The 23,354-nt window shown below is 68.4% G+C and carries 20 protein-coding genes and 1 pseudogene; 13 read left to right on the top strand and 8 right to left on the bottom strand.

The features are described 5' to 3' along the window. Positions 1 to 20: 20 nt before the first annotated feature. On the top strand, positions 21 to 431 hold the full coding sequence (locus tag FMP39_RS20350; RefSeq protein WP_141591987.1) for a hypothetical protein: 411 nt from the start codon (positions 21 to 23) through the stop codon (positions 429 to 431). 16 nt (positions 432 to 447) lie between these two features. On the opposite strand, the gene FMP39_RS20355 is transcribed toward FMP39_RS20350, so the two are convergent. Together FMP39_RS20355 and FMP39_RS20360 are read right to left on the bottom strand one after the other, a co-directional pair. Beyond that, the gene (locus tag FMP39_RS20355; protein ID WP_141591988.1) at positions 448 to 1,218 is read right to left on the bottom strand and encodes a hemolysin III family protein; all 771 of its coding nucleotides are present in this window, start codon (positions 1,216 to 1,218) and stop codon (positions 448 to 450) included. 62 nt (positions 1,219 to 1,280) lie between these two features. After that, entirely contained in the window at positions 1,281 to 1,700 is a 420-nt protein-coding gene (locus FMP39_RS20360) for a VOC family protein (RefSeq protein ID WP_141591989.1), read from the bottom strand. A gap of 14 nt (positions 1,701 to 1,714) precedes the next feature. Here FMP39_RS20360 and FMP39_RS20365 point away from each other — a divergent pair, with 14 nt between their 5' ends. The 4 genes from FMP39_RS20365 (at position 1,715) to FMP39_RS20380 (ending at position 8,718) form a co-directional block, all read left to right on the top strand. Next, positions 1,715 to 2,713: a hypothetical protein gene (locus FMP39_RS20365; RefSeq protein WP_141591990.1), complete on the top strand. Its 999-nt coding sequence runs from the start codon at positions 1,715 to 1,717 to the stop codon at positions 2,711 to 2,713. Between the two features lie 147 nt (positions 2,714 to 2,860). Continuing rightward, entirely contained in the window at positions 2,861 to 6,172 is a 3,312-nt protein-coding gene (locus FMP39_RS20370) for a C45 family peptidase (protein ID WP_141591991.1), read from the top strand. Positions 6,173 to 6,329: 157 nt separating this feature from the next. After that, a complete protein-coding gene (locus FMP39_RS20375) occupies positions 6,330 to 8,441 on the top strand; it encodes a M13 family metallopeptidase (RefSeq protein ID WP_141591992.1) in 2,112 nt (703 codons plus the stop codon). 52 nt (positions 8,442 to 8,493) lie between these two features. After that, positions 8,494 to 8,718 carry a hypothetical protein gene (locus FMP39_RS20380; RefSeq protein WP_141591993.1) on the top strand — a complete coding sequence of 75 codons (225 nt, stop codon included), beginning with the start codon at positions 8,494 to 8,496 and terminating at the stop codon, positions 8,716 to 8,718. A gap of 24 nt (positions 8,719 to 8,742) precedes the next feature. Here FMP39_RS20380 and FMP39_RS20385 read toward each other — a convergent pair whose 3' ends face one another. Next, on the bottom strand, positions 8,743 to 10,380 hold the full coding sequence (locus FMP39_RS20385; RefSeq protein WP_194858489.1) for a fumarate hydratase: 1,638 nt from the start codon (positions 10,378 to 10,380) through the stop codon (positions 8,743 to 8,745). A gap of 250 nt (positions 10,381 to 10,630) precedes the next feature. Here FMP39_RS20385 and FMP39_RS20390 point away from each other — a divergent pair, with 250 nt between their 5' ends. Next, positions 10,631 to 11,941, top strand: a complete 1,311-nt coding sequence (locus FMP39_RS20390) for an OmpA family protein (RefSeq protein ID WP_228558163.1) — start codon at positions 10,631 to 10,633, stop codon at positions 11,939 to 11,941. Positions 11,942 to 12,020: 79 nt separating this feature from the next. Next, positions 12,021 to 12,593, top strand: a complete 573-nt coding sequence (locus tag FMP39_RS20395; protein ID WP_228558164.1) for a hypothetical protein — start codon at positions 12,021 to 12,023, stop codon at positions 12,591 to 12,593. On the opposite strand, the gene FMP39_RS38575 is transcribed toward FMP39_RS20395, so the two are convergent. Both FMP39_RS38575 and FMP39_RS20405 read right to left on the bottom strand, forming a co-directional pair. After that, the gene (locus tag FMP39_RS38575; RefSeq protein ID WP_305036073.1) at positions 12,572 to 12,943 is read right to left on the bottom strand and encodes a hypothetical protein; all 372 of its coding nucleotides are present in this window, start codon (positions 12,941 to 12,943) and stop codon (positions 12,572 to 12,574) included. The two genes, FMP39_RS20395 and FMP39_RS38575, sit on opposite strands and share 22 nt — an antisense overlap. Before the next feature lie 721 nt (positions 12,944 to 13,664). Beyond that, on the bottom strand, positions 13,665 to 14,396 hold the full coding sequence (locus FMP39_RS20405) for a hypothetical protein (RefSeq protein WP_026114162.1): 732 nt from the start codon (positions 14,394 to 14,396) through the stop codon (positions 13,665 to 13,667). Between the two features lie 271 nt (positions 14,397 to 14,667). Between FMP39_RS20405 and FMP39_RS20410 the strand changes: the two genes are divergently transcribed. After that, positions 14,668 to 15,249, top strand: coding sequence for a hypothetical protein (locus FMP39_RS20410; RefSeq protein ID WP_141591997.1), 582 nt, complete (start codon positions 14,668 to 14,670; stop codon positions 15,247 to 15,249). A 56-nt stretch (positions 15,250 to 15,305) separates the two neighbouring features. Here FMP39_RS20410 and FMP39_RS38030 read toward each other — a convergent pair whose 3' ends face one another. Beyond that, complete coding sequence (locus tag FMP39_RS38030; RefSeq protein WP_228558165.1) at positions 15,306 to 16,640, bottom strand: DnaJ family molecular chaperone; 1,335 nt, start codon at positions 16,638 to 16,640, stop codon at positions 15,306 to 15,308. Between the two features lie 289 nt (positions 16,641 to 16,929). Between FMP39_RS38030 and FMP39_RS20420 the strand changes: the two genes are divergently transcribed. Continuing rightward, complete coding sequence (locus FMP39_RS20420; protein WP_141591998.1) at positions 16,930 to 17,874, top strand: DUF808 domain-containing protein; 945 nt, start codon at positions 16,930 to 16,932, stop codon at positions 17,872 to 17,874. A gap of 63 nt (positions 17,875 to 17,937) precedes the next feature. Here FMP39_RS20420 and FMP39_RS20425 read toward each other — a convergent pair whose 3' ends face one another. Next, positions 17,938 to 18,984: an NADP-dependent oxidoreductase gene (locus FMP39_RS20425; RefSeq protein ID WP_141591999.1), complete on the bottom strand. Its 1,047-nt coding sequence runs from the start codon at positions 18,982 to 18,984 to the stop codon at positions 17,938 to 17,940. A 161-nt stretch (positions 18,985 to 19,145) separates the two neighbouring features. Between FMP39_RS20425 and hflK the strand changes: the two genes are divergently transcribed. The 4 genes from hflK to FMP39_RS20445 all read left to right on the top strand — a co-directional run bounded on the left by hflK (position 19,146) and on the right by FMP39_RS20445 (position 23,039). Beyond that, positions 19,146 to 20,216 (top strand): FtsH protease activity modulator HflK, encoded by a 1,071-nt coding sequence (gene hflK / locus FMP39_RS20430; RefSeq protein ID WP_141592000.1) that lies wholly within the window; start codon positions 19,146 to 19,148, stop codon positions 20,214 to 20,216. After that, complete coding sequence (gene hflC / locus FMP39_RS20435) at positions 20,213 to 21,154, top strand: protease modulator HflC (RefSeq protein WP_011553221.1); 942 nt, start codon at positions 20,213 to 20,215, stop codon at positions 21,152 to 21,154. Before hflK ends, hflC begins: the two co-directional genes overlap by 4 nt. Positions 21,155 to 21,447: 293 nt before the next feature. Further along, positions 21,448 to 22,371, top strand: coding sequence for an endonuclease/exonuclease/phosphatase family protein (locus FMP39_RS20440; RefSeq protein ID WP_141592001.1), 924 nt, complete (start codon positions 21,448 to 21,450; stop codon positions 22,369 to 22,371). Next, positions 22,368 to 23,039: a hypothetical protein gene (locus tag FMP39_RS20445; protein WP_228558167.1), complete on the top strand. Its 672-nt coding sequence runs from the start codon at positions 22,368 to 22,370 to the stop codon at positions 23,037 to 23,039. Before FMP39_RS20440 ends, FMP39_RS20445 begins: the two co-directional genes overlap by 4 nt. Positions 23,040 to 23,094: 55 nt before the next feature. Here the strand turns inward: FMP39_RS20445 and FMP39_RS20450 are convergent. Beyond that, positions 23,095 to 23,354 (bottom strand): annotated as a pseudogene (locus FMP39_RS20450) (hypothetical protein); the annotation flags it as partial.

Below are 23,354 nucleotides of genomic sequence, written 5' to 3' on the forward strand. Positions count from 1 at the left end.
TCGTGTTCTAGGCCTCTTCCATGCCGAAGACGAACCTCTCCGCGTCCCTCCTCATCGTGCTCTCGAGCCTGGCGCTGGGCTGCTCCAGCGGCGCCACGGCCGCTGCCAGCCGTCGCGAACTCTCCACGCCCGCCAGGGAGTGTCTCGACACCATCTCGTGTTGCCTCCAGCGTCATCCGGCGCAACCTGAGTTGTGCGGTCTCTCGGCCTCGGAAGCCGTCGTGTACCTGGCGGAAATCCAGGCCGTGGCGAAGGAGCGCGAGGCGAGTCGGGACGACGGCGCGAAAGCGGGATGGAAGCGGCGCTGCGTGGACACCCATGCCCGGTGCAAGGACGCGGGGAGGGGACGATGGGTGGGAGACTGCTACGCCTGTTTTGTCCGCTGCGAGCGCGAGCGGGAATGGCCCTACGACCGCTGCCACCGGCGATAGCGCCGTCATACGGGGGTCAGGCGCCGCTCACGATGTCCAGGATGACGGCGTAGTGAACGCCCGCCGCGGCCACGACGAGCAGGTGGAAGATTTCGTGGTAGCCGAAGACGGTGGGAATCGGGTTGGGCCAGCGGCGCGCATAGATGACCGCGCCCACGGCATAGAGCACGCCGCCCACCACGAGCCACGCGACGCGACCGGAGCCAATCACCTCGGGTAGCCGCAGCATCACCGGCGCGGCCACGGCGCCCAGTGCGACGTAGAGGGCGGAGCGCAGCCCTCGCGAGGTGTGCACGCCCAGGAGCGTGAGGCCCGCGCCCGTCAGCGCGGCAATCCACATCAACCAGAGCAGGTACAGGCTGGTGTCACCCGTGGTGTCCAGCGTGGCCATGGGCGTGAATGAGCCCGCGATGAGGATGTAGATGGCCGCGTGGTCGAAGCGCTGGATGCGCCGGTACGCGTCCATGCCCCAGGTGAAGCGGTGGTAGGTGGCGCTCACGCCGAACATCAGCACCAGGCTGCCACCGAACACGAGGTCGGCCACGTACTGGGGGCCGCGCGCGGGCATCAGCGCCAGTGGGATGCACCCGAGCAGCGCCGCCACGAAGGCCACGGCGTGGGAGACACCTCGGAGCCGGGGCTTGACGCTCTCGATGAGGAGCAGGGTGTCGGTGCCATCTGGGGACGCCATGACCTGCTCGTAATCATCGCAGGTCACCCTCGCGTCAGCGCGCCGGACATCCCGTCCAGCTTCTGACGCCCGGGGCGCCCGAGCGTCCAGCGGCATACGGCCGCGGGTGCGAACCGGAAGACACCACCGCCGGTTCGCGGCCAGGCAGACGCTCCGCGTCAGAACGTTGGTTTCATCACCACGGAATCAGCGGAGCGCGTCACCGGGCCATGGAACACGGCCTCGATGTTGTTCCCATCCGGGTCCAGGACGAACGCGCCGTAGTAGCCGGGGTGGTAGTTGCGCTCACCCGGCGCCCCGTTGTCCCGGCCGCCCGCGGCGAGCGCCGCCGCGTGGAAGCGGTGGACGGTCTCCCGGTCCCGCGCCTGGAAGGCCAGATGGACGCCGCGCTCGGAGCGGGGCGTCCCTGGGTCCACCCGGTCGACGAACAGCTCGTCGGCGGAGAAGTGGTGGGGACTCTCGCTGAAGAAGGGCACGCCCAACACGTCCAGCACCGCGCGATAGAATCGCTTGCTGGCATCGAGGTCCTGGACGCGCAGATGGACGTGATCGAACAGCCGGCCCTTGTGGAACTCCATGTGACTCCTTCACGGTGGTATGGCGCACGGACGTCGGGCGATGCGCGGGGAGGCGCGAGGCTGACATGAAACCTCACATGATGACCTTCTTTTGCGAGCTGGAGGCGGAGCCTCTACGTGAGCTATTCGCCACTCCTGGCGTCGTGGAGGACCTGGCAGCGCTGGAGGCCGGGGTGAGCCTGGGCCTGCTCGACCTGGGGCCGGAGCGGGCCCAGGTGGTCCAGCGGCTGAACCGGATGGGCATTCCCGTCACGGCGTGGCTGCTGCTGCCCACCGAAGAGGGCTACTGGTTCCATGCGGGCAATGTGGCGCAGGCCACGGCGCGCTACGAGGCCTTCCAGGCATGGACAGCCGAGCACCACTTGGCGTGGGAGGGCGTGGGGCTGGACATCGAGCCGGACATCCGCGAGCTGCGACGGTGGATGGAGGGCGGGTGGCGGCAGCTGGGCGAAATCCTGCCCAGGCTCGTGCAGGGGCGCCGCGTCCGGGACGCGAGGGCCGGGTACGCGCGACTGATGGAGCGCATTCGCGCGGACGGCTACCGGGTGGATGCCTACCAGTTCCCCATCATCGTGGACGAGCGGGAGTCACGCTCCACGCTGGTGCAGCGGCTGGCGGGAGTGCTCGACCTGCCGGCGGACCGTGAGGTCCTCATGCTCTACACCAGCTTCCTGCGGCCCCATGGCCCCTCCGTGCTCTGGAGCTACGGGCCCGGAAGTCAGTCCCTGGCGGTGGGCATCACCGGCGGGGGCGTGGAGCTACCCGGCGCCTTCGCCGCGAAGCCCCTGGATTGGGCGGAGTTCTCGCGGGACCTGCGTCTGGCGGTGCGCTGGACGCATGACCTCCACGTCTTCAGCCTGGAGGGCTGCGTCCAACAGGGCTTCCTGAACCGGCTCCGCACCTTCGACTGGGATGCGCCCGTCACGCCGCCAGCGACCGCGGCGCGCCGCGTGGACGCCGTGCGGCGCGCGGCCCGGCTGCTGCTCCGCACGAGCGCCTGGGTTCTTCGCTGAGGGACGGACGGGCGGGCAGCGTGGAAGCCGCCGTGCGTCATCGCCGTGTCGTGGAGTATCGCGATTGACGCTCGGGGATGGCGGGGGTGTCATGCGCCCCGGCCACCTCTACCCGTCGCCCGGTGTCCCTTCCGGGCTGGGAGCCTCATGTCCTCCTTTCGCATGACGTCCAAGCTGCTTGGCGCGCTGCTGCTGTCCGCGAGCACGCTTCACGCGGCACCCTCCTGGGCCGCAGCGCCCGCCTCCACGCCCGTCGCCGTGCCCAACGGGAACTTCGAGATTGCGGGCGGCTCTGGCTCGCTCCCCGCCTTCTGGAAGTCCCGAGGGCAGGGGAAGGCATCCGGCAGCGCCGCGGCGAAGGTGGAGGGCGCTCGCGGCCTGGCCATCGAGAACCCGGTGGGCGGCGCCGAGACAACGGTGGAGTCCGAGGCGATGAAGCTCCAGGTGGGCCAGCTCTATCGGCTCAGCGCCTGGGTGCGCACGCGAGGCGTCCAGACGGACCCGCAGGCGCGCTACCCCACGGCGCACGGCGCCTGCCTGTCGATGAAGAGCTTCCCCTTCACCAACTGCTCACCCGCGCCCGCAGCGGAAGCGGGAGGCCGCGCGTCGGTGCTCTTCTTCGCCACCCAGTCCTCGGACCGGGTGCAGCTCCACCTGGGCCGCAACGGCAAGGCCACGGGCACCGCCTGGTTCGACGACGTCCGCATCGAGAAGGTGGACGACATCACCGCCTACATTCCGCTGGAGTCGGTGCGCTGGGCCGGCAAGGGCTTCCGCTATGACGAGGGCGGGTGGATCTACGTCCACATCGAGGGCGAGCCCTACGAGCGGGGCCACCAGTTCGGCCAGTTGGTGCCGCAGGAAATCGTCCGCTACATGGAGAAGCTCGGCATCGAGAAGGACAGGACGGACGCCTCCAAGGGGTGGAACCACCAGCGGCTGCTCGCGGACGCGCTCTTCCTGCGCAAGTACGACGCGGAGTTCCTGGAGGAGATGAAGGGCATCGCGGACGGCGCCAACAAGGCGGGCGCGAAGTTCAAGGACCGCGAGCTGGACCTGCTGGACATCGTCACGCTCAACTCCGCCGTGGACGCGGGGCAGCTCGCCGAGGCGAACCGGGCCACGGGCACGCCGCTCACCGGCCGCACCTTCCTCAAGGCGGAGGAGGACGCGGAGCGGGCGGGGAAGGGGGACCACTGCTCCTCCTTCGTGGCCACCAAATCCGCCACCCCGGATGGCCGCGCCATCATGGGACAGATTTTCATGTGGGGCGGCTACACGGGCGTGCACTGGGACGTGGTGCTGGACGTGAAGCCCACCAAGGGCCACCGCTTCGTGATGCAGACCTTCCCGGGTGGCATCCACAGCGGCTCGGACTGGTACGTCAATGCCGCCGGCATCGTCATTGGCGAGACGACGGTGGGGCAGTCGCCGTTCGACATGAATGGCACGCCCCAGAGCAACCGCATCCGCAAGGCCGCGCAGTACGCGTCGTCCATCGACGACGTCGCCCGCATCATGAAGGACGGCAACAACGGCCTCTACACCAACGACTGGACGTTGGCGGACACGAAGACGGACGAGGGCGCGTGCCTGCTGCTGGGGACGAAGAAGACGCGCCTGTGGCGCACCGGCGGCAAGGGGCAGGCCGGGGACACGCCGGGCAATCTCAAGGACTTCATCTGGGCCAACAACAACAACCGGGATTTGGAGGTGCGCAAGGAGTACGTGCCCAACCCGGACAACGCTCCGGTGGACCTGTCCTTCAACACCTGGAACCGCGACATCGCCTTCTGGGAGTACTACGCGAAGTACGGCAAGAAGGGCTTCGACCTGGACACCGCCATCCGGATGATGGCCTCCAGCCCCATCAACCGGCCCCACGCGTGTGATGGCAAGGTCACCACGTCGGAGATGGCCCAGAAGCTGATGTTCCTGGCCCACTACGGCAAGACGACGCTGCGCGAGAAGATGGTGGGCGGCCGGTGGATTCCCGACCTGCCCGGTGCCACGCCGCACCTGTCGCTGGGCTACACGGCCTTCAGCCCCGTCTTCGTCGCGGAGAAGCTGGGGGCCGCGCGCAAGGGGTGGACGCCTCCCGCGGAGCCGGCCGCGCTCAAGCGCGACGTGTCGAAGGTGAAGGACGCATTCGTCTTCGGCAGGCCCCTGCTGTGGGCCAACACCGTGTTCCCCGCGACGGACGGCGAGAACTGGCTGGTCAGCGGCACCGCCGCGTACTGGAAGCTGCTCAAGGACCTGCCGGCGGACGGAGACACGTCCGACAAGGCCTTCGAGTACCAGCGCAACGCACTGGCCGACCTCAACGCGCGCTACCTCTTCACCACCTCGCGCGAGGCGGACGTGGTGCCGGCCTCCGCGAAGACGGACTACGGCCGCTACGGCACCTACATGCTGCCGCGCATCAAGGGCACCTTCCTGCTGCACCAGCTCCGGTTGCTGCTGGGCAACGCCCACTTCTCCAAGGCGATGAACGCCCTGCATGGCCGCTACGCCAACAAGAACGTCACCACCGCGGACTTCAAGCGCGCGGTGCTGGAGGCCACCGGCAGGGACGTGGGCCTCTTCGTGTCGCAGTGGGTGGAGCAGACCGGACTGCCGCAGCCGCGCATCCGTGCCAGTGCCACGCAGGTGAAGGACGGCTACGAGGTGACGCTGAAGGTGGAGCAGCCCGGCTCGCGCCCCTGGCACTTCGTTGCGATGGTGGAGGTGCGCACCGCGAAGGGCGCCACGCTGGAGCGCGTGGAGGTGAAGGGCCTCAACGAGACGTTCACCTTCCGCACGGCGGAGCCTCCCGTCCGCGTGGTGTTCAACGCCGGCAATGACATCCCGGTGCCGCGCGAGCACCACCAGACGCTGTCGAACCAGCTCGACGCCTGGGAGAAGCTGCTCCTGGTGCACGGCACGGCGCGCCAGACGGAGTCCATGCGCACGCTGGCGCTGGGCTACCGGGAGGTGCTGGCGGACGCGTTCGTGGAGTACCTGATGCCCATCAAGCCGGACGCCGAGGTGACGGACGCGGAGCTGGCGGACCGGGACCTGGTCCTCTTCGGCGGCGCGGAGGACAACGCGCTGCTGGCGCGGCTGGCGACCGAGAAGAAGCTCCCCGTGGAGCTGGGGCGGCGCTACTTCCGCTGGCAGGGCAAGACGTACGGCCGCCCGGATGATGGCCTGGCCGTCGCGCTGCCGAACCCGTGGAACCCGAAGCGGTCGATGTACCTGTTCGTGTCCAACAGTGGACTCCAGCTCTGGCACATGACGCGCGCCTACCAGCGCGGCCTGCCGGGCTGGGCCCTGTACCGGGGCGCCGAGGTGAGCGCCAAGGGCTTCCACGACGTGGACGCGCTGGCCCAGGACGTCACGGTGACGCCCGTCGCCCCGCCCACCGCGCCAGCGCCCACGCCTGTACCGGCACCGGTGCTGGGCCAGCCGCAGCGTTAGCGCACGCTGCGAGGGGCCCCACCGCGCGAAGGGTGCGGGTGGGGCCCGCTCCATGGAATAGGGGACGGGCCCAGGTGTTTTTCCTGCCTGCCCGGAGGGACGACGACCCTCCGCGTCTGGCAGCATTCGCCGCCCCTCACTTCCTCACGGAGCCGCATTGAGCCCCCTGAAGACCTTCTCCCGTCGTGCCTGGGCCCGCAGCGCTTTGGGCACCCTGCTCCTCACCGGTTGTGCCACCACGCAGCAGCCGGCCCCCTCCGATGACGCGCCTCCTCCGGCCGTGCCCGCCGCCCAGGCCGCTTCCGCGGAGGCTGTGCGTTCGCTGGGCGTGGAGCTGAAGCACCTGGACCGCGATGTCCGGCCGCAGGACGACTTCTACGCCTTCGTCAACGGCAACTGGCTGAAGACGGCGTCCATCCCCGCGGACCGCGCCCGGTACGGCACCATCATCGAGCTGGTGGACAAGGCCGAGCTGGCCATGCGCGCCATCATCGAGGAGTCCGCCGCGGCGAAGGTGCGCCACCCGGGCTCCACCGCGCAGAAGGTGGGTGACCTCTACAACAGCTTCATGGACACCCAGCACATCGAGTCGCTGGGCCTGAAGCCGGTGAGCGACGAGCTGGAGCGCGTGAAGGCCGTGAAGCGCGCGGACGCGCTGCCGGAGCTGTTCGCGACGCTGCTGCGCGAAGGCGTGCCGGTGCCGTTCGGCATCTTCGTGGGCCAGGACCAGAAGCAGGCCACGCGTTACATCGTCTACGCCACGCAGCTGGGCCTGGGCCTGCCGGACCGGGACTACTACACCAAGCAGGAGCCGCGCTTCGTCGAGGTCCGCGCCGCGTACGTGGCCTACATCGAGAAGCTGCTCACGCTGGCCGGTGAGAAGAACGCGAAGAAGGCCGCCCAGGACGTGATGGCGTTCGAGACGGCACTGGCCGCGAAGCAGTGGGACCGGGCGCGCAACCGCGACCGCGAGAAGACGTACAACCCCAAGACGGTCGCGGAGCTGGACGCGCTGACGCCGGGCTTCTCCTGGGGCCGCTTCCTCAAGGCGTCCGGTGCGGAGGCCACGCCCTCCGTCATCGTCCGTCAGCCGGACTACCTGGAGGCCCTGGGCGGGTTGCTGAAGTCCACGCAGCTGCCGGTCATCAAGCAGTACCTGGCGCTGAAGGTGCTGGACACCCGCGCGCCGCTGCTCAGCAGCGCCTTCGAGCAGGCGCACTTCGAGTTCCGCGGCAAGACGCTCCAGGGCATGGAGGAGAACCGCCCGCGTTGGAAGCGCGGCGTGGCCCAGGTGAACGAGGTCGTCGGCGAGGCCGTGGGCCAGCTCTACGTGGAGCGCCACTTCAGCCCCGACTCCAAGAAGCGCATGCAGGAGCTGGTGGCCAACCTGCGCGAGGCCTTCCGCAAGGGCATCGACGGACTGGACTGGATGAGCCCCGCCACCAAGGCGCAGGCCCAGGCCAAGCTGGAAAAGTTCGGCGTGAAGATTGGCTACCCGGACAAGTGGCGGGATTACTCGTCGTTGGACATCGTCGCCGGTGATCTGGTGGGCAACGTCCGCCGGGGCGAGCTGTTCGATCACCAGCGCGCGGTGGGCAAGCTGGGCAAGCCCATCGACCGCGAGGAGTGGGGCATGACGCCGCAGACGGTGAATGCCTACTACAGCTCCACGATGAACGAGATTGTCTTCCCGGCCGCCATCCTCCAGCCGCCGTTCTTCGACCCGGAGGCGGACGACGCGACGAACTACGGCGCCATCGGCGGCGTCATCGGCCACGAGTTCAGCCACGGCTTCGACGACCAGGGCAGCCGCTCCGACGGCGACGGCAACCTGCGTGACTGGTGGACGCCCGAGGACAAGTCGGGCTTCGAGCAGCGCACCAACATGCTGGTGAATCAGTACAACGGCTTCAGCCCGCTGGAGGCCATGAACGTCAACGGCAAGCTCACGCTGGGCGAGAACATCGGCGACCTGAGCGGCCTCACCGTGGCGTACCAGGCCTACAAGCTGTCCACCCAGGGCAAGACGCCGCCCGTCATCGACGGCTTCTCCGGCGACCAGCGTTTCTTCCTGGGCTGGGGGCAGATCTGGCGCGGCCTGTACCGGGACGATGCCATGCGGCAGATGCTGCTGACCGACCCCCACTCGCCGCCGCGGTACCGCGTCAACGGCGTGGTGCGGAACATGCCGGAGTTCTACGAGGCCTTCGGCGTGAAGGAGGGGGACGCCAGCTGGCTGCCGCCCGAGCAGCGCGTCAAGATCTGGTAGCCCCGCGGTACGGGCCGGTGGACAGCGGCCACGGGCTGTCTAGGCTGGAGGCGTGAACGCTCTCGCCATCCGGCTCGTCTGTGGCCTGCTGTTCTCCGTGTTGGTGTTGGGGGCCATCGTGAAGCCCCCTGACAACTTCAGTCAGGGGCTGGGAATGCTGCTCCCAGCCACCATGCTGTTGGGCGTGGCCCTCAAGGGGCCACGGCGCTCCATCATCCCGAAGCGCCGCGCCTCCGCCACGGCGGCTCCCAAGGTCGGGGAGCCGCCTCGTCCCTGAGCGTCAGGGGCGGGTGGCGCCCGTTCAGGCCTTCTTCGCCGCCGACGGCTTGTTGATGTTGGCGAAGAAGTCGTTGCCCTTGTCGTCCACGACGATGAAGGCCGGGAAGTCCACCACTTCAATCTTCCAGACGGCTTCCATGCCCAGCTCGGCGTACTCGAGCACCTCCACCTTGGTGATGCAGTCCTTGGCCAGCCGTGCCGCCGGGCCGCCGATGGAGCCCAGATAGAAGCCACCGTGCTTCTTGCAGGCCTCGGTGACGGCGGGGGAGCGGTTGCCCTTTGCCAGCATCACGAAGCTGCCGCCCGCGGCCTGGAACTGGTCCACGTAGGCGTCCATGCGGCCGGCCGTCGTCGGGCCGAAGGAGCCCGAGGCATAGCCTTCCGGCGTCTTCGCCGGGCCCGCGTAGTAGACCATGTAGTCCTTGAGGTACTGGGGCATCTCCTTGCCGGAGTCCAGGACCTCCTTGATCTTCACGTGGGCGATGTCGCGGGCCACCACCAGGGGGCCGCTGAGCGACAGGCGCGTCTTGATGGGGTAGCGCGACAGCTCGGCGCGAATCTCGCTCATGGGGCGGTTGAGGTCGATCTTCACCACCTCGCCGCCCAGCTCGCCGTCCGTCGTCTCCGGCAGGTACTTCGCCGGGTCCGCCTCCAACTGCTCCAGGAAGATGCCGTCCCGGGTGATTTTCCCCAGGATCTGCCGGTCCGCCGAGCACGACACCGCGATGGCCACCGGGCAGGACGCGCCGTGGCGGGGCAGGCGGATGACGCGCACGTCGTGGCAGAAGTACTTGCCGCCGAACTGCGCGCCAATGCCGGTGCGCTGCGTGAGCTTGAGGATCTCCTGCTCCAGCGCCACGTCGCGGAAGCCGCGGCCCAGCTTGTTGCCCTCGGTGGGGAGCGAATCCAGGTAGCGCGCGGAGGCGTACTTGGCCGTCTTCAGCGCGTATTCGGCGGAGGTGCCGCCAATGACGATGGCCAGGTGGTACGGCGGACAGGCCGCGGTGCCCAGCGAGCGGATCTTCGCGTCCACGAAGTTCAGCAGGCTCTGCGGGTTGAGCAGCGCCTTCGTCTCCTGGAACAGGTAGCTCTTGTTGGCGGAGCCGCCGCCCTTCGCCATGAAGAGGAACTTGTAGGCGTCACCGTCCGTCGCGTAGAGCTCGATCTGCGCGGGCAGGTTGTTGCCGGTGTTGACCTCCTTGTACATGTCCAGCGGCGCCATCTGCGAGTAGCGCAGGTTCGACGTCTGGTACGTCTCGAACACGCCGCGGGAGATGGCCTCCTCGTCATTGCCGCCGGTGATGACGTACTGGCCCTTCTTGCCCATGACGATGGCGGTGCCCGTGTCCTGGCAGGAGGGCAGCACGCCGCCGGCGGCGATGTTGGCGTTCTTCAGCAGCTCCAGCGCCACGAAGCGGTCGTTGGACGACGCCTCGGGGTCCTCGAGGATGTGGGAGAGCTGCTTCAGGTGCCCGGGGCGCAGCAGGTGCGCGATGTCGCGCATGGCCTCGCGGGTGAGCAGGGTGAGCGCCTCGGGCGCGACCTGGAGGAAGGTGCGGCCGCCGGCTTCGAAGGTGGAGACGTGGTCCTTGGAGAGCAGCCGGTACGGCGTCTCGTCCTTGCCCAGCGGCAGCATGTCCTGGAACTGGAAGTCGGTCATACCCGTAGGCGTAGCGCTGATGCGGCCCTCGTGGGTAGCTGGAACTCGTGGCGCGGGAAAACCTCCCAGCATGGGAGCTACAAGTCCCTTCACTCCAGATACAGCCTGATACATGGACAGAGGAGGGAAGGCGGGCGAGGGTTGGCTGGTCGTCAGCCCGGGTGGCGGACAACTCGCGGAGCCGCCAGGTTGTGCGATGCTGTGAGCCCCCGTGGCCGCCATCTCCGTTCAAGTTCCCCTTCTGGTTTTCATGGCCCTGCTCGCCGCCTCCGCGCGCGCGGCGGAGCCGTCCGCCGTGGAGCAGCGGGCGCGCGAGGACCTGGACCGTCAGCTCCAGGAGATGGTGAAGACGCCGCCGCCGGAGATCGTCATCTCCTTCGAGGGCCTTCCCGGAGCGGGCACGTCGCGCGGCTACAAGCTGGTGGAGGCGGACTTCCTCGTCAACGGCCAGCCCCTGGCCATCCCCGGCCTGGACAAGCTCAACGGCCCCGGCCTGCACCGGCTCGCGGTGCTCACGGTGGAGGAGGGCTCCTACACGCTCGTCTCGCACGTCACCTACGCCAACGAGTCCTGGAACCTCTTCAGCGAGGAGAGCGGCTTCCTCTGGAAGCTGACGGCGTCGGTGACGGTGCAGGTGCAGCGCGGCCTGCGGGCGCGGGTGCGGGTGCTGCCCGCCATCAACCCCACCGCGCCGGACCCCCGGCTGAAGCTGAAGCTGTCCCATGACGTGAAGGCGGAGATGACGGCCGCCATGGCGGACGTGGCCATTCCCGACGTGCCGGATGCGGGTGCGCCCGTGGCCGCGGTGGCGCAGGCTCCCGCGAAGCCGAACCCGCCCCCCGTGACGACCCCCATCTCGCCGACGCCGCCCGTTGCCGCGCCCGTGAAGACGGTGGAGGCGCCCGAGCAGGGGCCGGTGGCTCCCGCGAAGCTGCTGTTGAAGGTGCTCGCGGGGAAGCGGCCCGCCGCGGCCACCGTGTACGTGAAGTCCGCCACCGGGGCGCCGCAGCGGGTGATGGTGGACCGCAAGGCACGCAAGCCGGTGGAGCTCATGCTGCCGCCCGGAGAGTACCGGCTGGACGTCCTGGCCCAGGGCTACCTGGCGCAGACGCGAAAGGTGACGCTCTCCCGGGAGGCGGTGCCCACGGTGTCCTTCACCCTGGCGAAGGCACCGGTGTCGAAGTCCCAGAAGGTCCGCCTGAAGAAGGAGGTCGTGGAGCTGCCGCGCATGCCGCGCTTCGCGGAGAAGCAGGCCGCGCCACGCAAGGGAACGACCGCGGGACTGGCCCTGCTGATGGACATGTTCGTGCGGGACGAGAAGCTCCGGCTCCGCATTGAAGGCCACACCGACAACCGCGAACGCCCCGCGGCGGCGGCCCGCAAGACGCTGTCCGAAGCCCGCGCCGCAGCCGTGGCCAAGGCCCTGGTCGACGCGGGACTGGACGCGTCGCGCATCGAAACCGTGGGCCTGGGTGACACCCGGCCCAAGGCGCCGAACCTGCTGCCTCGCGGGCGCGAGCTGAACCGCCGCGTGGAGTTCGTGCTGCTGCGCAAGGAGTAGGGGGCTGAATAGATCCGCGGTGCATGCGTCTGTCCTCATGAACACGACGGCGGGCCCTGAGCTCACGAGGACGCACCCCATGAACCGCATCGCATCCGCGCTGGTCGCAGCCCTTCTCCTCACTGGCAGTGCGCAGGCCCAGGGGTACGGCCCCCGTCCCACGCGCGTGGAGCGGAGCGAGCTGCGCGATGACCGCCGCGACCTGGAGGACCTGCGCAACCTGCTGGCCCGCTTCGACGCCGCGTGGCGCAGCCGGAGCGAACGGCAGATGGCGAATGTGGAGGTCAGTCTGCGCAAGCTCCTCCGTGCCGAACTGGCGGAGAGCGAGCGGGAGCTGTCCAAGGACTGGGCGCAGGCGCGGCGGAGCCGGCGGGATGCGCGCGTGGCCCAGTGGGGCGGCCCCCGGGCGACCATGTGGGGCCGTGCCTCCGCGGCCGACGCCCGGAACGACCTGCGCGCCGAGCACGCCTCGCTGCGGACCCGGAAGGCCATCGCCCGCGAGCTCGACGAAATCGAGGGCCTGCGACAGCCCGGAGCCCTGAGCTACAAGCGCACGCTCATCCTGGAGCTCATCCAGGTGGCGGAGCGGGAGCTGAACCAGACCCGGCGGGAAGTCCGTGACGACCGGCGTCACCCCGGCCGGCGCCATTGAGCGCCCGCCGCGAGGCCCCGCCCGCCAGGTCCGGCGGCGGGGCTACTCCGCCTTCTTCGGCGCGGCGGCGGAGCCCACCACCAGGTGGCGGCGCTCCGGGCCGCGTCGCGGAAGAGCTCCAGCAGCCACGCGCGCATCACCGCGCAGCGGCGCGGGAAGTCGATGTAGCTGTACGTCTCCAGCAGCACGTCCAGCCGGCCGAGCAGGCGCCGGTAGTGGCTGCCAAAGCGCGGCAGCGCCGGGTACGTGTGCCAGCCCGAGCGCGGGTCGCCTTCGTCCTTGTAGTTGCCATACCAGAAGCTGTCGAAGCCATGGCGGCCCTGCACGGCCTTGGCGACGCGCTCCAACATGCCCCGGTTGTAGGCGCGCAGCTTGCCACGACCTTCTTCTGCTTGCGCGCCTGCTCGGGCGTGAAGCAGCCGCGGTCGCTCACCACCAGCGCCACCAGAGGCTGGCCTTCGCCGCTCTGGCCGAAGTCCACCTTGCGGGCGAGCTTCGTGCGGCGGCAGAGCGCGTCCACGAAGGCCAGCACGTCGGAGTGAAGGGACGTTTGCGTGTAGTTCGACGCTTCTGCGCGGGTCCGCAGGCGGTCCATGGGGCGCATCCGAGCGCTACCGCCCAGGCGCGTCAAGTCTCGCCACGCCGCTGGAAAAGAGTGAGCCCGAGCAGGGTGTCCTCCTGCCCGGGCTCGGGGTGCTGCCATGGATGAGACCCGCACGTTTAAGTTCCTGCCTGCGGTTGAGACCTCGGGTCCTGCGATTGAACGACCGCCGCGCAAGGGGGAAATGGAGCGGCGGGCTGGAATTGCACCAGCATCACGAGGGAGGGGGCGGGAACGGTTGATCGGGCCTGCGACAGCGAATGCTGAGTCTGGAGTGAGAATTTGAGTTTGGGGTGCTTCGCGCGCTCGTGATGCCGCCTGCCTCTACCATGATTGGGCTACCCCGCCGCAGGTGGTGCTGAATGGCGGGGGCAGGGCTCGAACCTGCACTGGGGGACGGCCGGAGAACGCTCGGCGTGAGGCTGCTGCTGAGTTTGAGTCTGGACTCCAAAAGGTCTGCGGCCGTGAGTCTAGCCGAACAGGTAGCCAAGGAGGGCCTCGCCGGCCTTCATTTCCTCCACCTCGACGGCGTTCGCCTCTTCGCGGGCGAACTTGACGGCCTGCTGCAATTTCTCCACGCGCTCCAGCAGGTCATTCATGCGCGTGGCGGGGAGCGCCCCCGAGAACTTCACCGTCTTCCAGTAACCGACGACGATGTCCTCGTAATAGACCTCCACCTGGGCCGGGTGCTTCTCGGTGGCCTCGGACTTCACGTGGTTGCGGGGAACCTTCTTCGTCTTCGCCGTCTGCACGGGCTCGGTGGCCCACAGGCCCTGCGCCGGGTCGGGAACCCACGACTCCGACGGGTCCAGCGTGGGCAGCTTTTTCACGAAGGTGTGAAGGTCCACCAACTGCTTCTCCAGGAAGAGAAGATACGTGGCGGGAACACCCTTGAGCAGGACCCGGCCATCCACGCGCACGTCCGCCTTCGCGTGACAGTTGGTGAGGTCCTTGGTGGCAGTGACGTCGAAGAGCCGGGTGAGAATCTCTTGCGTCTTCTTGAGGACGTCTTGCGTTCGTACCTGCACGCGGGTGGATTCGGGGGGGAAGCGCTCACCCTCCTCGTCGCGGGGCTGATACGTGCGGGAGATGCCGCTGAGCAACTGCGGCTTCTGGAGGTCGTGATGGGCCTGGGTCAGCTCTTGCTGGGAGCGGTTCTTGACGCCCTTCTCGACGGCGATGATCTGGTTCAGCTTCGGCATGACGGTACTTCCGATTTTTTCTGAAGAGTGGGTTGTCGCCCTCGACGCAGCATGGCGTCTCGCCCTGACATGCACTGTGGGATTCAGGCCTGTAGGGTGAATTCAAGAGGGGCAGCTGGCCGCCGGGAGTGCGCTCCGTCCGCAGTTGGTCCGGTGAGCCGGACGCCCGGGCCTCGTCCGTCGCAGTGTGTGCGTCCATGGGGGGGAGCCCTCATGCATGACGTCAGCACAGCGCCGCGCCCGGAAGGTCGCGCGGAAGGAGACACGCGTCATGACGGAGCAAGAGGCCTATGTGAAGCAGATGGATGCGGAGAAGCGGAGGCTCGACGCCCGGATTGCCGAAACGGAGGCGCAGGCAGACGTCCGCCAGGCGAGCGACGAGCTCAAGGACATGTCCGGCATTCGCCGCGTCTTCGACCAGTTCCGCATCAAGCTGGAGGAGCTGAGCAAGCGGCAGACGCAGAACTTCGACCAGGGCAAGGCCGAACTCCGGAAGTCCTACGATGACACCAACCAGGCTGTCATCGAGATGGAAGCCAAGATGGCGCTCGTCCGTGCCGGCTACGAGCGCAAGCGGGAGGCGGAGCTTCGAGCGCTCGGCGCGCAGGTGGATGGTTGGGAAGCGTCCGCCGCGCAGTCCCGGGCCGAGGACTCACGGCTCACGCGGCAGGAACTCCAGTTCATCCGTCGCTCGCTCCAGGACACGGAGTCCGCGCTGCGCCGATTGATGAGCAGCCATGGTGAGAACTGGTCGAAGCTGAAGAAGGACTTCGAGGACTCGTGGCGAGAGCTGCGGGAGCGCTCCGACAAGATTCGAGGGGGCGCGGACGTGCAGCCGTCCTCTCACGCTTGAACCTGGACGTTACGAGGTCCGGACCGGGGGAGGTCCGGCCTCGTTCCGGGATTGCGTCAAGTCTTCCTGCGAACGTACTCCCAGGCTTCGATGAGCCTGCGCGTTTCTTCCTGCGCCAGGGCCTGCAGCTTGGGGCCGAGCTGCGCGACCTTGTCCGGATGATACTGAGCCACCAGTGACAAGTAGGCTCGCCGTGCATCCGCGAGCGGAGTGCCGGGCGTGATTCCCAGCACCTCCCAGGCAGACGCCACCGGTTCCGGTTCAGGCGCGCGAGGCGCTTCGGTGCGAGGCTCCGGTTCAGGCTCGGGCTCCTCGTCGGGCGCGTCGTCCGCGTCGTCCGCGTCGTCCGCGTCGTCCGCGTCGTCCGCGTCGTCCGCGTCGTCCGCGTCGTCCGCGTCGTCCGCGTCGTCCGCGTCGTCCGCGTCGTCCGCGTCGTCCGCGTCGTCCGCGTCGTCCGCGTCGTCCGCGTCGTCCGCGTCGTCCGCGTCGTCGGCGTCCTCGGCCCCCGCTTCTTCCTCCTCCTCGGGAGGCTCGGCGGGAGGCGCGGGCCGGTCGAAGCCCACGCCACAGGTGGTGCACAGGAGCCGCTCCTGGGGCTCACCGGAGGCGGAGGGAACCACGCGTGTGTCGAAGCAGTCCCCACACACGATGTTGCGGCACGACTCGCAGCGCGCGGCGGAGGGGGCGTCGTCCAGGTCCTGGCCGCACCGGAGACAGTCGTCTGGCAGAGGGGCCTCTTCGCCACACCGCACGCAGTGGGCCCACGCGCGGTCCAGGCGGTGCTCGCACTCGGTGCACTCCAGGTCGCCACCGCTCGCGGGCTCCCAGTGCTTCGTTTCTCCGCACCAGGGGCAGTAGGGCATCAGCCACGCCAGCTTCCCGGTGCAGTCATCCGCGTCGCAGTCGAACTCGAGCCGGTAGCCCTGGGCCACGGGCTCGGGCGCGTTGGCCTCGTCGAAGGACTCGCCACATGCCCAGCAGTGATTGAAGAGCGGGTGCGAGGGTGCCTCGCACGCCACGCAGACGGGGTTGCCGTGCTCGGCCTTCCATTCGACTTCGTCGCCGCAGCCGGGGCAGAAGCCCATGGCCTGGGTGACGTCCGGGTGCTGGCAGGATGACCTCGCCGCGTGGGCGGCCCGCTCGCGTTGTCCAGGCGGGGCGGGGAACGGAGGCTTGATGCCTCGCTCCGTCAGGTGCTCCCACCAGCAGGCGCGGCAGACGCGGCCCCGGGCCTTTCGGTTCTCGTGGCCGGGCGCCACCGGGCGTTGCCGGAAGTCACCGGCCTCCAGGACCTGCGTGCTCAGGCACACCTGGCAGACCGTGTCGCCGCAAACCTCGCAGCTTCCCGCGAGGCGGCGGACGCCCAGGCCCAGGATGCCGGCGGTCAGCACCTCCCTGCAGCACGGGCAGGCTCGCATGGACTTCTCTCGCGGGATGGCCGGGCCGGGTGGGGCTCGGGTTGCGGGTGGGCCTCACGCATGCCCCATCCGGCCGGCCAGGTCCAGCGCGCTTGCTTACAGCCCTGTTCGGTGAACCCAGGGAAAAGAGGATGGCGGTGGGGTGGGGGAAAAGCCGGGGGAGTGGCTTTCGAAGCCGCGTGGACGCGCTTAATCCAGGCTATATCCAGGGTTTGGGACGTCTTCGAGACGCGCCCGTGCCCTCTACACCAGGACGAACCACGTGGCCGGAAGCAGCCTCCTCACCCTGATTGATGACATTGCCAGCCTGCTGGACGACATCGCGGCGATGACGAAGGTCGCGACCCGAAAGACCGCTGGCGTGCTGGGGGATGACCTCGCCCTCAATGCCCAGCAGGTCTCCGGCGTCAGCGCCGACCGCGAACTGCCCGTCGTCTGGGCCGTCGCCAAGGGCTCGATGGTCAACAAGGCGATTCTGGTGCCCGCGGCGCTGGCCATCAGCGCGCTGGCGCCCTGGGCCATCACCCCGCTGCTGATGCTGGGTGGCGCCTTCCTGTGCTTCGAGGGCTTCGAGAAGGTGGCCCACAAGTTCCTGCACGGCAAGGAGGAGCAGGCGGCGCAGAAGCAGGAGCGCATCAATGCAGTGGCGGACCCGTCGGTGGACCTGGTCGCCATGGAGAAGGACAAGATCAAGGGCGCCATCCGCACCGACTTCATCTTGTCCGCCGAAATCGTCGTCATCTCGCTCGGAACGCTCACCGCCGCGACCTTCGGGATGCAGGTCGCCGTGCTGACGGGCATCGCCCTCCTCATGACGGTGGGCGTGTACGGCCTGGTCGCGGGCATCGTGAAGCTCGACGACGCGGGGCTCTACCTGATGAAGGCGGAGGGCGGGCTCAAGCGGAGCCTGGGCCAGGGCATCCTGGCCACCGCGCCGTACCTGATGAAGGGGCTCGGCATCGTGGGCACGGCCGCCATGTTCATGGTGGGTGGCGGCATCCTCACGCACGGCATCGCGCCCCTGCATCACTTCATCGAGCACTCGACCGCCGCGGTTGCGGCGGTGCCAGGCGTTGGCGGGCTGCTGGGCGCGCTCGTGCCGTCTCTGATGAACGCGGTGGCCGGCATCATCGCGGGTGGCCTCATCGTTCTGCTGGTGACGGGCGCCACGCGGGCCTTCCAGTCCGTGCGGGCCAAGCCGAGCTGAGCCAGTTTGCCCCTGCGTGCCTGAGTGTTCCGGGCACGCAGGCGGCGCTTCACGCGTCGGCCGTCATGCCGTTGCGTCCACCTTCACCACGAGCTTGCCGAAGTTGCGGCCTTCCAGCAGCCCGACGAAGGCCTCGGGCGCATGGTCGAGCCCGTTGACGATGTCCTCGCGGTAGCGCACGCGTCCCTCGCGCACCCATGCGCTCATGTCCCGGTAGAAATCCGGGAGCTGGCTGACGAACTCCGTCTGGATGAAGCCTCGCAGCGTCAGGCTCTTGGAGAGCACGTCGCGCATGACGAGGGGCAGCCGGTTCGGGCCCTCGAAGGGACCCGTGCTGTTGTACCAGGCGATGAGGCCGCAGACGGGGACTCGCGCGAACGGATTGAGGAGCGGGAAGACGGCGTCCCAGACCGCGCCGCCCACGTTCTCGAAGTACACGTCCACGCCCTTGGGGCAGGCTTCCTTCAAACGCTCGGCGAAGTCCGGAGCGCGGTGGTCCACGACGGCGTCGAAGCCGAGCTCGTCACGCACGTACGCGCACTTCTCCGGTCCGCCCGCGATGCCCACCGCGCGTGCGCCCTTGATTCTGGCCAACTGCCCCACCGTCGCGCCGACAGGACCGCTGGCCGCGGCGACGACCACCGTCTCACCGGGCTGAGGCCGTCCAATCGTGAAGAGGCCCGAGTAGGCGGTGAATCCCGGCATGCCGAGCACGCCCAGCGCGGTGGAGACAGGGGCGGCGGCCGGGTCGAGCTTGCGCAGACCTTCACCCTTGGACAGCGAATAGGTCTGCCAGCCCGAGTAGGAGAGGACGACGTCGCCTTCCGCGTAGCCCGGGTGTCGGGAGCGGACGACGCGGGCGACGGTGCCGCCGACGATGACCTCGCCCAGGTCCAGTGGGCGGGCGTACGACTTCGCGGTGCTCATCCGGCCTCGCATGTACGGGTCCAGCGACAAGTACTGGACCTTCAGCAGGAGCTCACCTTCGCCGGGCTCCGGTACGGAGACGTCCTCGATGCGGAAGTTCTCCCGTGTGGGCCGGCCTTCGGGCCGGGATGCGAGCACGATTCGTCGGTTGGTCAGGTCCCTCAACGGATTCCTCCCTGGCAGGTGCGGCTTCCCTAATGAGCGTGCCGTGGAGCGGCAATCGAAGTGACCGGAGTGACGTGCCCATACCGGTCAAGCGCGTGAGCGCTGCGCATGGTGCCCGGCTGGCTGGAATTCTCGCGGCGCCCCTTGCATGAGCAGCCTGTACGGGGGAAGACGGATGGATGTCATGGAATCCTCGCGTCATGAATTCCGACCCACGAGGGCGGGAGCCGTCAGACGTCCTACGTGAGCTTCGGCGGCAACTGGGGCCTGGAATAGGGCGCCGCATCCTGTTCGCGGTGTTTGGCCTGTTCCTGCTGGTGGGGCTGATGACCAGCTACGCCCAGGTGGAGCCGGACGAAGTGGGCGTCATCCTCCGGCTGGGGCGCTTCGTGGGAACGGTGGAGCCGGGCCCGCATTTCCGGATGCCCTTCTGGGTGGACCGCATCGTGAAGGTCCCGGTGCAGCGTCAGCTCAAGGCGGAGTTCGGTTTCCGCACGGAGGCCTCCCGCTCGCGCGTGGGCTCTGCCTATGCGGCGGAGTCATCGGACACGAAGCGCGAGTCGCTCATGCTCACCGGTGACCTCAACGTCGCGGTGGTGGAGTGGATCGTCCAGTACAAGATCAAGGACCCGTACAAGTACCTCTTCAAGGTGAAGAACGTGGAGGGCATGCTCCGGGACATCTCCGAGGCCTCGATGCGGGCCGTCGTGGGAGACCACTCGGTGAATGAGGTCCTCACCACGGGCCGCCAGGCGGTGGCCACCCAGGCCAAGCTGCTGCTCCAGGACCTGGCGGACCGCTACGAAACGGGCGTGGACATCCAGCAGGTGGTCCTCCAGGACGTGAACCCGCCCGACCCGGTGAAGCCGTCCTTCAACGAGGTGAACCAGGCCATCCAGGAGAAGGAGCGCGTCATCAACGAGGCCTATGCCGAGCTGAACCGCGTCATCCCCCGCGCGAAGGGCGAGGCCGAGGAGGCGCTGCGCAGCGCCGAGGGCTATGCCATTGAACGTGTGAACCGCGCCAAGGGTGAAGCGGACCGCTTCGCTCGCGTCTACGAGGAGTACCGCAAGGCGCCGGACGTCACCCGCCGCCGCATGTACCTGGAGACCGTGAGCCAGGTGCTCCGGAGCGCCGGGCAGAAGGTCGTCTTGGATGAGTCCGTCAAGGGGCTCACTCCGCTGTTGAACATGCAGGCGACCGACCCCGCGGTGTCCGGGAGCGCGAGCCAGACGGAGGGCCGCCGATGAGCCGCCTTGTCATTCCCCTTGGCGTATTGGCCGTCCTGGCCGTGGTACTGGGCTTCTCCGCGACCTACACCCTGAGCGAGCACGAGCAGGCCGTCATCACCCGGTTCGGCGAGCCGAAGGGCGCGTCCGTCGTGGACCCGGGACTCCACTTCAAGATGCCCTTTGTCGACACGGTGAACCGCTTCGACAAGCGGTGGCTGGACTGGCGCGGTGACCCGAACCAGATTCCCACCAAGGACAAGAAGTACATCTGGGTGGACACCTTTGGTCGCTGGCGCATCGTGGACCCGCTGCGCTTCTTCCAGCGCCTGCGGGACGAGCGCAACGCGCAGTCCCGGCTCGACGACATCATCGACGGCGAAACGCGCAACACCATCGCGTCGTTCGCGCTGATCGAGGCGGTCCGCTCCACCAACCGTCCCTTCGAGGACGACGAGTACACCGCCGAGACGGAGCGGGCGGAGTCGTTGGAGCAGGTCGCCCAGGGCCGGGACAAGCTCACTCGCCAGATTCGGCTGCGGGCCGCGGAGATCGTCAAGGAGTTCGGGGTGGAGCTGGTCGACGTGCAGATCCGCCGCATCAACTACGTGGACGAGGTCCAGGTGAAGGTGTTCGAGCGGATGATCTCCGAGCGCAAGCGCATCGCCGAGCGCTCCCGCTCGGAGGGCATGGGCCGCGCGGCGGAGGTCCGGGGCCAGCGTGAGCGTGACTTGAAGGAGATCCGCTCGGCGGCCTACCGCAAGGCCCAGGACGTCACCGGCGCGGCGGACGCCGAGGCGACGAAGATCTACGCGGAGGCCTTCGGCCGGGACCCGGAGTTCTACCAGTTCATGCGGACGCTGGAGGCCTACCCGGACGTCGTGGACAGCTCCACGTCGCTGTTCCTGGGCGGCGAGTCCGAGTTCTACCGGTACCTGCGCAGCAGCTCCAAGAAGTAGGCGGGAAGGGCGGGGCGTCAACGGCATCCTGGCCGCTGATGCCCCGCTTCCGTGCCGTACTTGCGGTGATTCGTGCCGCCGCGAGCGAGGTGGAGGGCTGGCCTCACTCCGCAGATGGCTGAGTGCATCTCTGCAAGCACCGCATCCGGCTGCCTGGTTGGCTTGGGCCATGAGGCGGTTGCTCCATCAAGGCGTTCACTCCCTCTGTTGCTCTGCGCCCGTTGGAGGGAGCGGTGCGGTGTCGGCGCTGTGGTGGAAGGAATCTCTGGGGCGCTGCTTCGTTCAGTGGCGCGATGCACGGGTCCTTGAAATGCAACGACGCACGCGACGCCGCGGCGGAGGCGCCTGGCGCCAGAGAAGGCGTCTGGCAGCCTGACTACCTCCAACGGCTGCGTATCGCGCCGCCGTGGGCGCTTCTCCTGCTCGCGTTCCTGACGGGATGCCCGCTCGCGGAGAACTACACCGATGAGGGCGGCCCCCGGTACAGCGGCGACCATCGGGAGCCTGGTACCGTCGCCTCCCAGGCGCCCGCTTCCATCACCGTGGTGACGTTCAACCTGTCCTTCGCCGAAAAGGTCACCGAGGCCATCACCGCGCTCTCGAGGCCTCCGCTCGCGGGGGCGGATGTCATCGCGATGCAGGAGATGGACGCAGCGTCCGTCGACCGCATCGCAAGTGAGCTGGGGTTGGCCTACGTCTACTACCCTGCCTCCGTACAGGTGGACGACGACGACTTCGGGAACGCGCTGTTGAGCCGGTGGCCCATCGTCGCGGACCGGAAAGTCCACCTTCCTCATGACGACCCGTACCATCAGCGCCGCCGTATCGCGGTCCTCGCGACGTTGGACATCGGTGGGACCCTGGTTCAAACGGCCTCCGTGCACAACGCCACGCCCATCGTCGGGCTTGGTGGGCGGCTGGACCAGGCGGAGACCATCATCGACGCGATGGAGGGAACGGGACCCGTGCAGGTCATCGCCGGTGACTTCAATACCTCGGACCCGGGAAGCCTGAGGCAGATGGTGAAGCTGTTTTCCAAGCGGGACTTCCAATGGGCCTCGGAAGGCGTGGGGGACACGGTGGACTCCGTGATTGGCGGCCTCCCGCTCGACTTCGTCTTCGCCCAGGGGCTCGCTCCGCTGGAGCGCGGCGTGGACCGGCGCCCCGCGGGGAGCGACCACCATCCAGTTTGGGTGCGGTTCGCATGGCCCCCATGATGCGAGGCTTCGGCGCGCGGGCACTATGGGTGGGCGGGACGCTCGTTCTGGCTTCTGGCTGTCTGAGCGGTGCGCGGAACATCCGCGCCGCGACAACCCCCGTTGGGACGACAGAGGTCGGCGTTTCATTGAACGCGCTGGCCTTCGAGCGTGGGCGGGAACAGGCGTACCTCCCCAGCCCCGAGCTCACCTTCCGCAAGGGCGCTGGCGAGAACTGGGATTGGGGCGGCCGCCTCACGTTGCTGGGCCTGGAGCTTGGAACGCGGCACCGGCTCCTCGAGCAGTCCCGGTGGACGTGGTCCGTCGCTCCGAGCGCGGGAATCTGGTACGTGCCCGTCACCAACAACTACACGGAGCCCGTCAATCTCCGGCTCGGCGCGCAGACGCTGCTCGACTATCGGCTGAGCCGCGCGTGGACTCTGACCGGTGGCGCATCGCTGACAGGCGCCTTCGCGGGACCGCTCACCGCCTTTCAAGGGCGGTTCAATGGATCGAACCTGCTGCTCTCACCAGGGGGCTCCCTGGGGATCGGGTTTCGCTTGAGCCCCTCCTTCGAAGTGCGAGCAGAGGGGGGCCTCGAGTTTCCCCTGGGCCTGAGGGGTGGGAGCCGCCCGCCCGCCGGCCATGCCGGGCTGACGTTCCGCTGGAGCCGTGCCGACCGCCGATGACGGTGCACGCACCACCAGGGTCTCCCGGAGAGACCCTGGTGGAACGCGATTCAACTCACTGCATGTTGGTGACGACCTGCGTCTGACACGTGACCGGGTCGATGGACGACTGGGCCTCGTCGACAGTGCAGAGGGCGCCGCCGTAGGTACCGAAGAAGACCTGCGCGGTGCAGGTGCCGGCGTTGTCCGTGACTTCCACGCGCCAGACACAGGTCTTCGAGCCAGCCGGGTTCGCCGGGTCGACCGTGTAGTAGTACTGCTGGACAACCGTTGGGGCGGGGGCGGGGGCGCCGACCTGAAACCCACCATAGGTGC

The organism is Myxococcus sp. AB056 (assembly GCF_006547365.1).
Classification (GTDB): domain Bacteria; phylum Myxococcota; class Myxococcia; order Myxococcales; family Myxococcaceae; genus Myxococcus; species Myxococcus virescens.

What these genes read in the sequence shown, in the direction of transcription:
- FMP39_RS20350 (WP_141591987.1), top strand. Translation starts at nt 21, where the DNA reads ATGCCGAAGACGAACCTCTCCGCGTCCCTCCTCATCGTGCTCTCGAGC.
- FMP39_RS20355 (WP_141591988.1), bottom strand. Translation starts at nt 1,218, where the DNA reads ATGCCGCTGGACGCTCGGGCGCCCCGGGCGTCAGAAGCTGGACGGGAT.
- FMP39_RS20360 (WP_141591989.1), bottom strand. Translation starts at nt 1,700, where the DNA reads ATGGAGTTCCACAAGGGCCGGCTGTTCGATCACGTCCATCTGCGCGTC.
- FMP39_RS20370 (WP_141591991.1), top strand. Translation starts at nt 2,861, where the DNA reads ATGTCCTCCTTTCGCATGACGTCCAAGCTGCTTGGCGCGCTGCTGCTG.
- FMP39_RS20385 (WP_194858489.1), bottom strand. Translation starts at nt 10,380, where the DNA reads ATGACCGACTTCCAGTTCCAGGACATGCTGCCGCTGGGCAAGGACGAG.
- FMP39_RS20390 (WP_228558163.1), top strand. Translation starts at nt 10,631, where the DNA reads ATGGCCCTGCTCGCCGCCTCCGCGCGCGCGGCGGAGCCGTCCGCCGTG.
- FMP39_RS20395 (WP_228558164.1), top strand. Translation starts at nt 12,021, where the DNA reads ATGAACCGCATCGCATCCGCGCTGGTCGCAGCCCTTCTCCTCACTGGC.
- FMP39_RS38575 (WP_305036073.1), bottom strand. Translation starts at nt 12,943, where the DNA reads ATGTTGGAGCGCGTCGCCAAGGCCGTGCAGGGCCGCCATGGCTTCGAC.
- FMP39_RS20405 (WP_026114162.1), bottom strand. Translation starts at nt 14,396, where the DNA reads ATGCCGAAGCTGAACCAGATCATCGCCGTCGAGAAGGGCGTCAAGAAC.
- FMP39_RS20410 (WP_141591997.1), top strand. Translation starts at nt 14,668, where the DNA reads ATGACGGAGCAAGAGGCCTATGTGAAGCAGATGGATGCGGAGAAGCGG.
- hflK (WP_141592000.1), top strand. Translation starts at nt 19,146, where the DNA reads ATGTCATGGAATCCTCGCGTCATGAATTCCGACCCACGAGGGCGGGAG.
- hflC (WP_011553221.1), top strand. Translation starts at nt 20,213, where the DNA reads ATGAGCCGCCTTGTCATTCCCCTTGGCGTATTGGCCGTCCTGGCCGTG.
- FMP39_RS20440 (WP_141592001.1), top strand. Translation starts at nt 21,448, where the DNA reads ATGCACGGGTCCTTGAAATGCAACGACGCACGCGACGCCGCGGCGGAG.
- FMP39_RS20445 (WP_228558167.1), top strand. Translation starts at nt 22,368, where the DNA reads ATGATGCGAGGCTTCGGCGCGCGGGCACTATGGGTGGGCGGGACGCTC.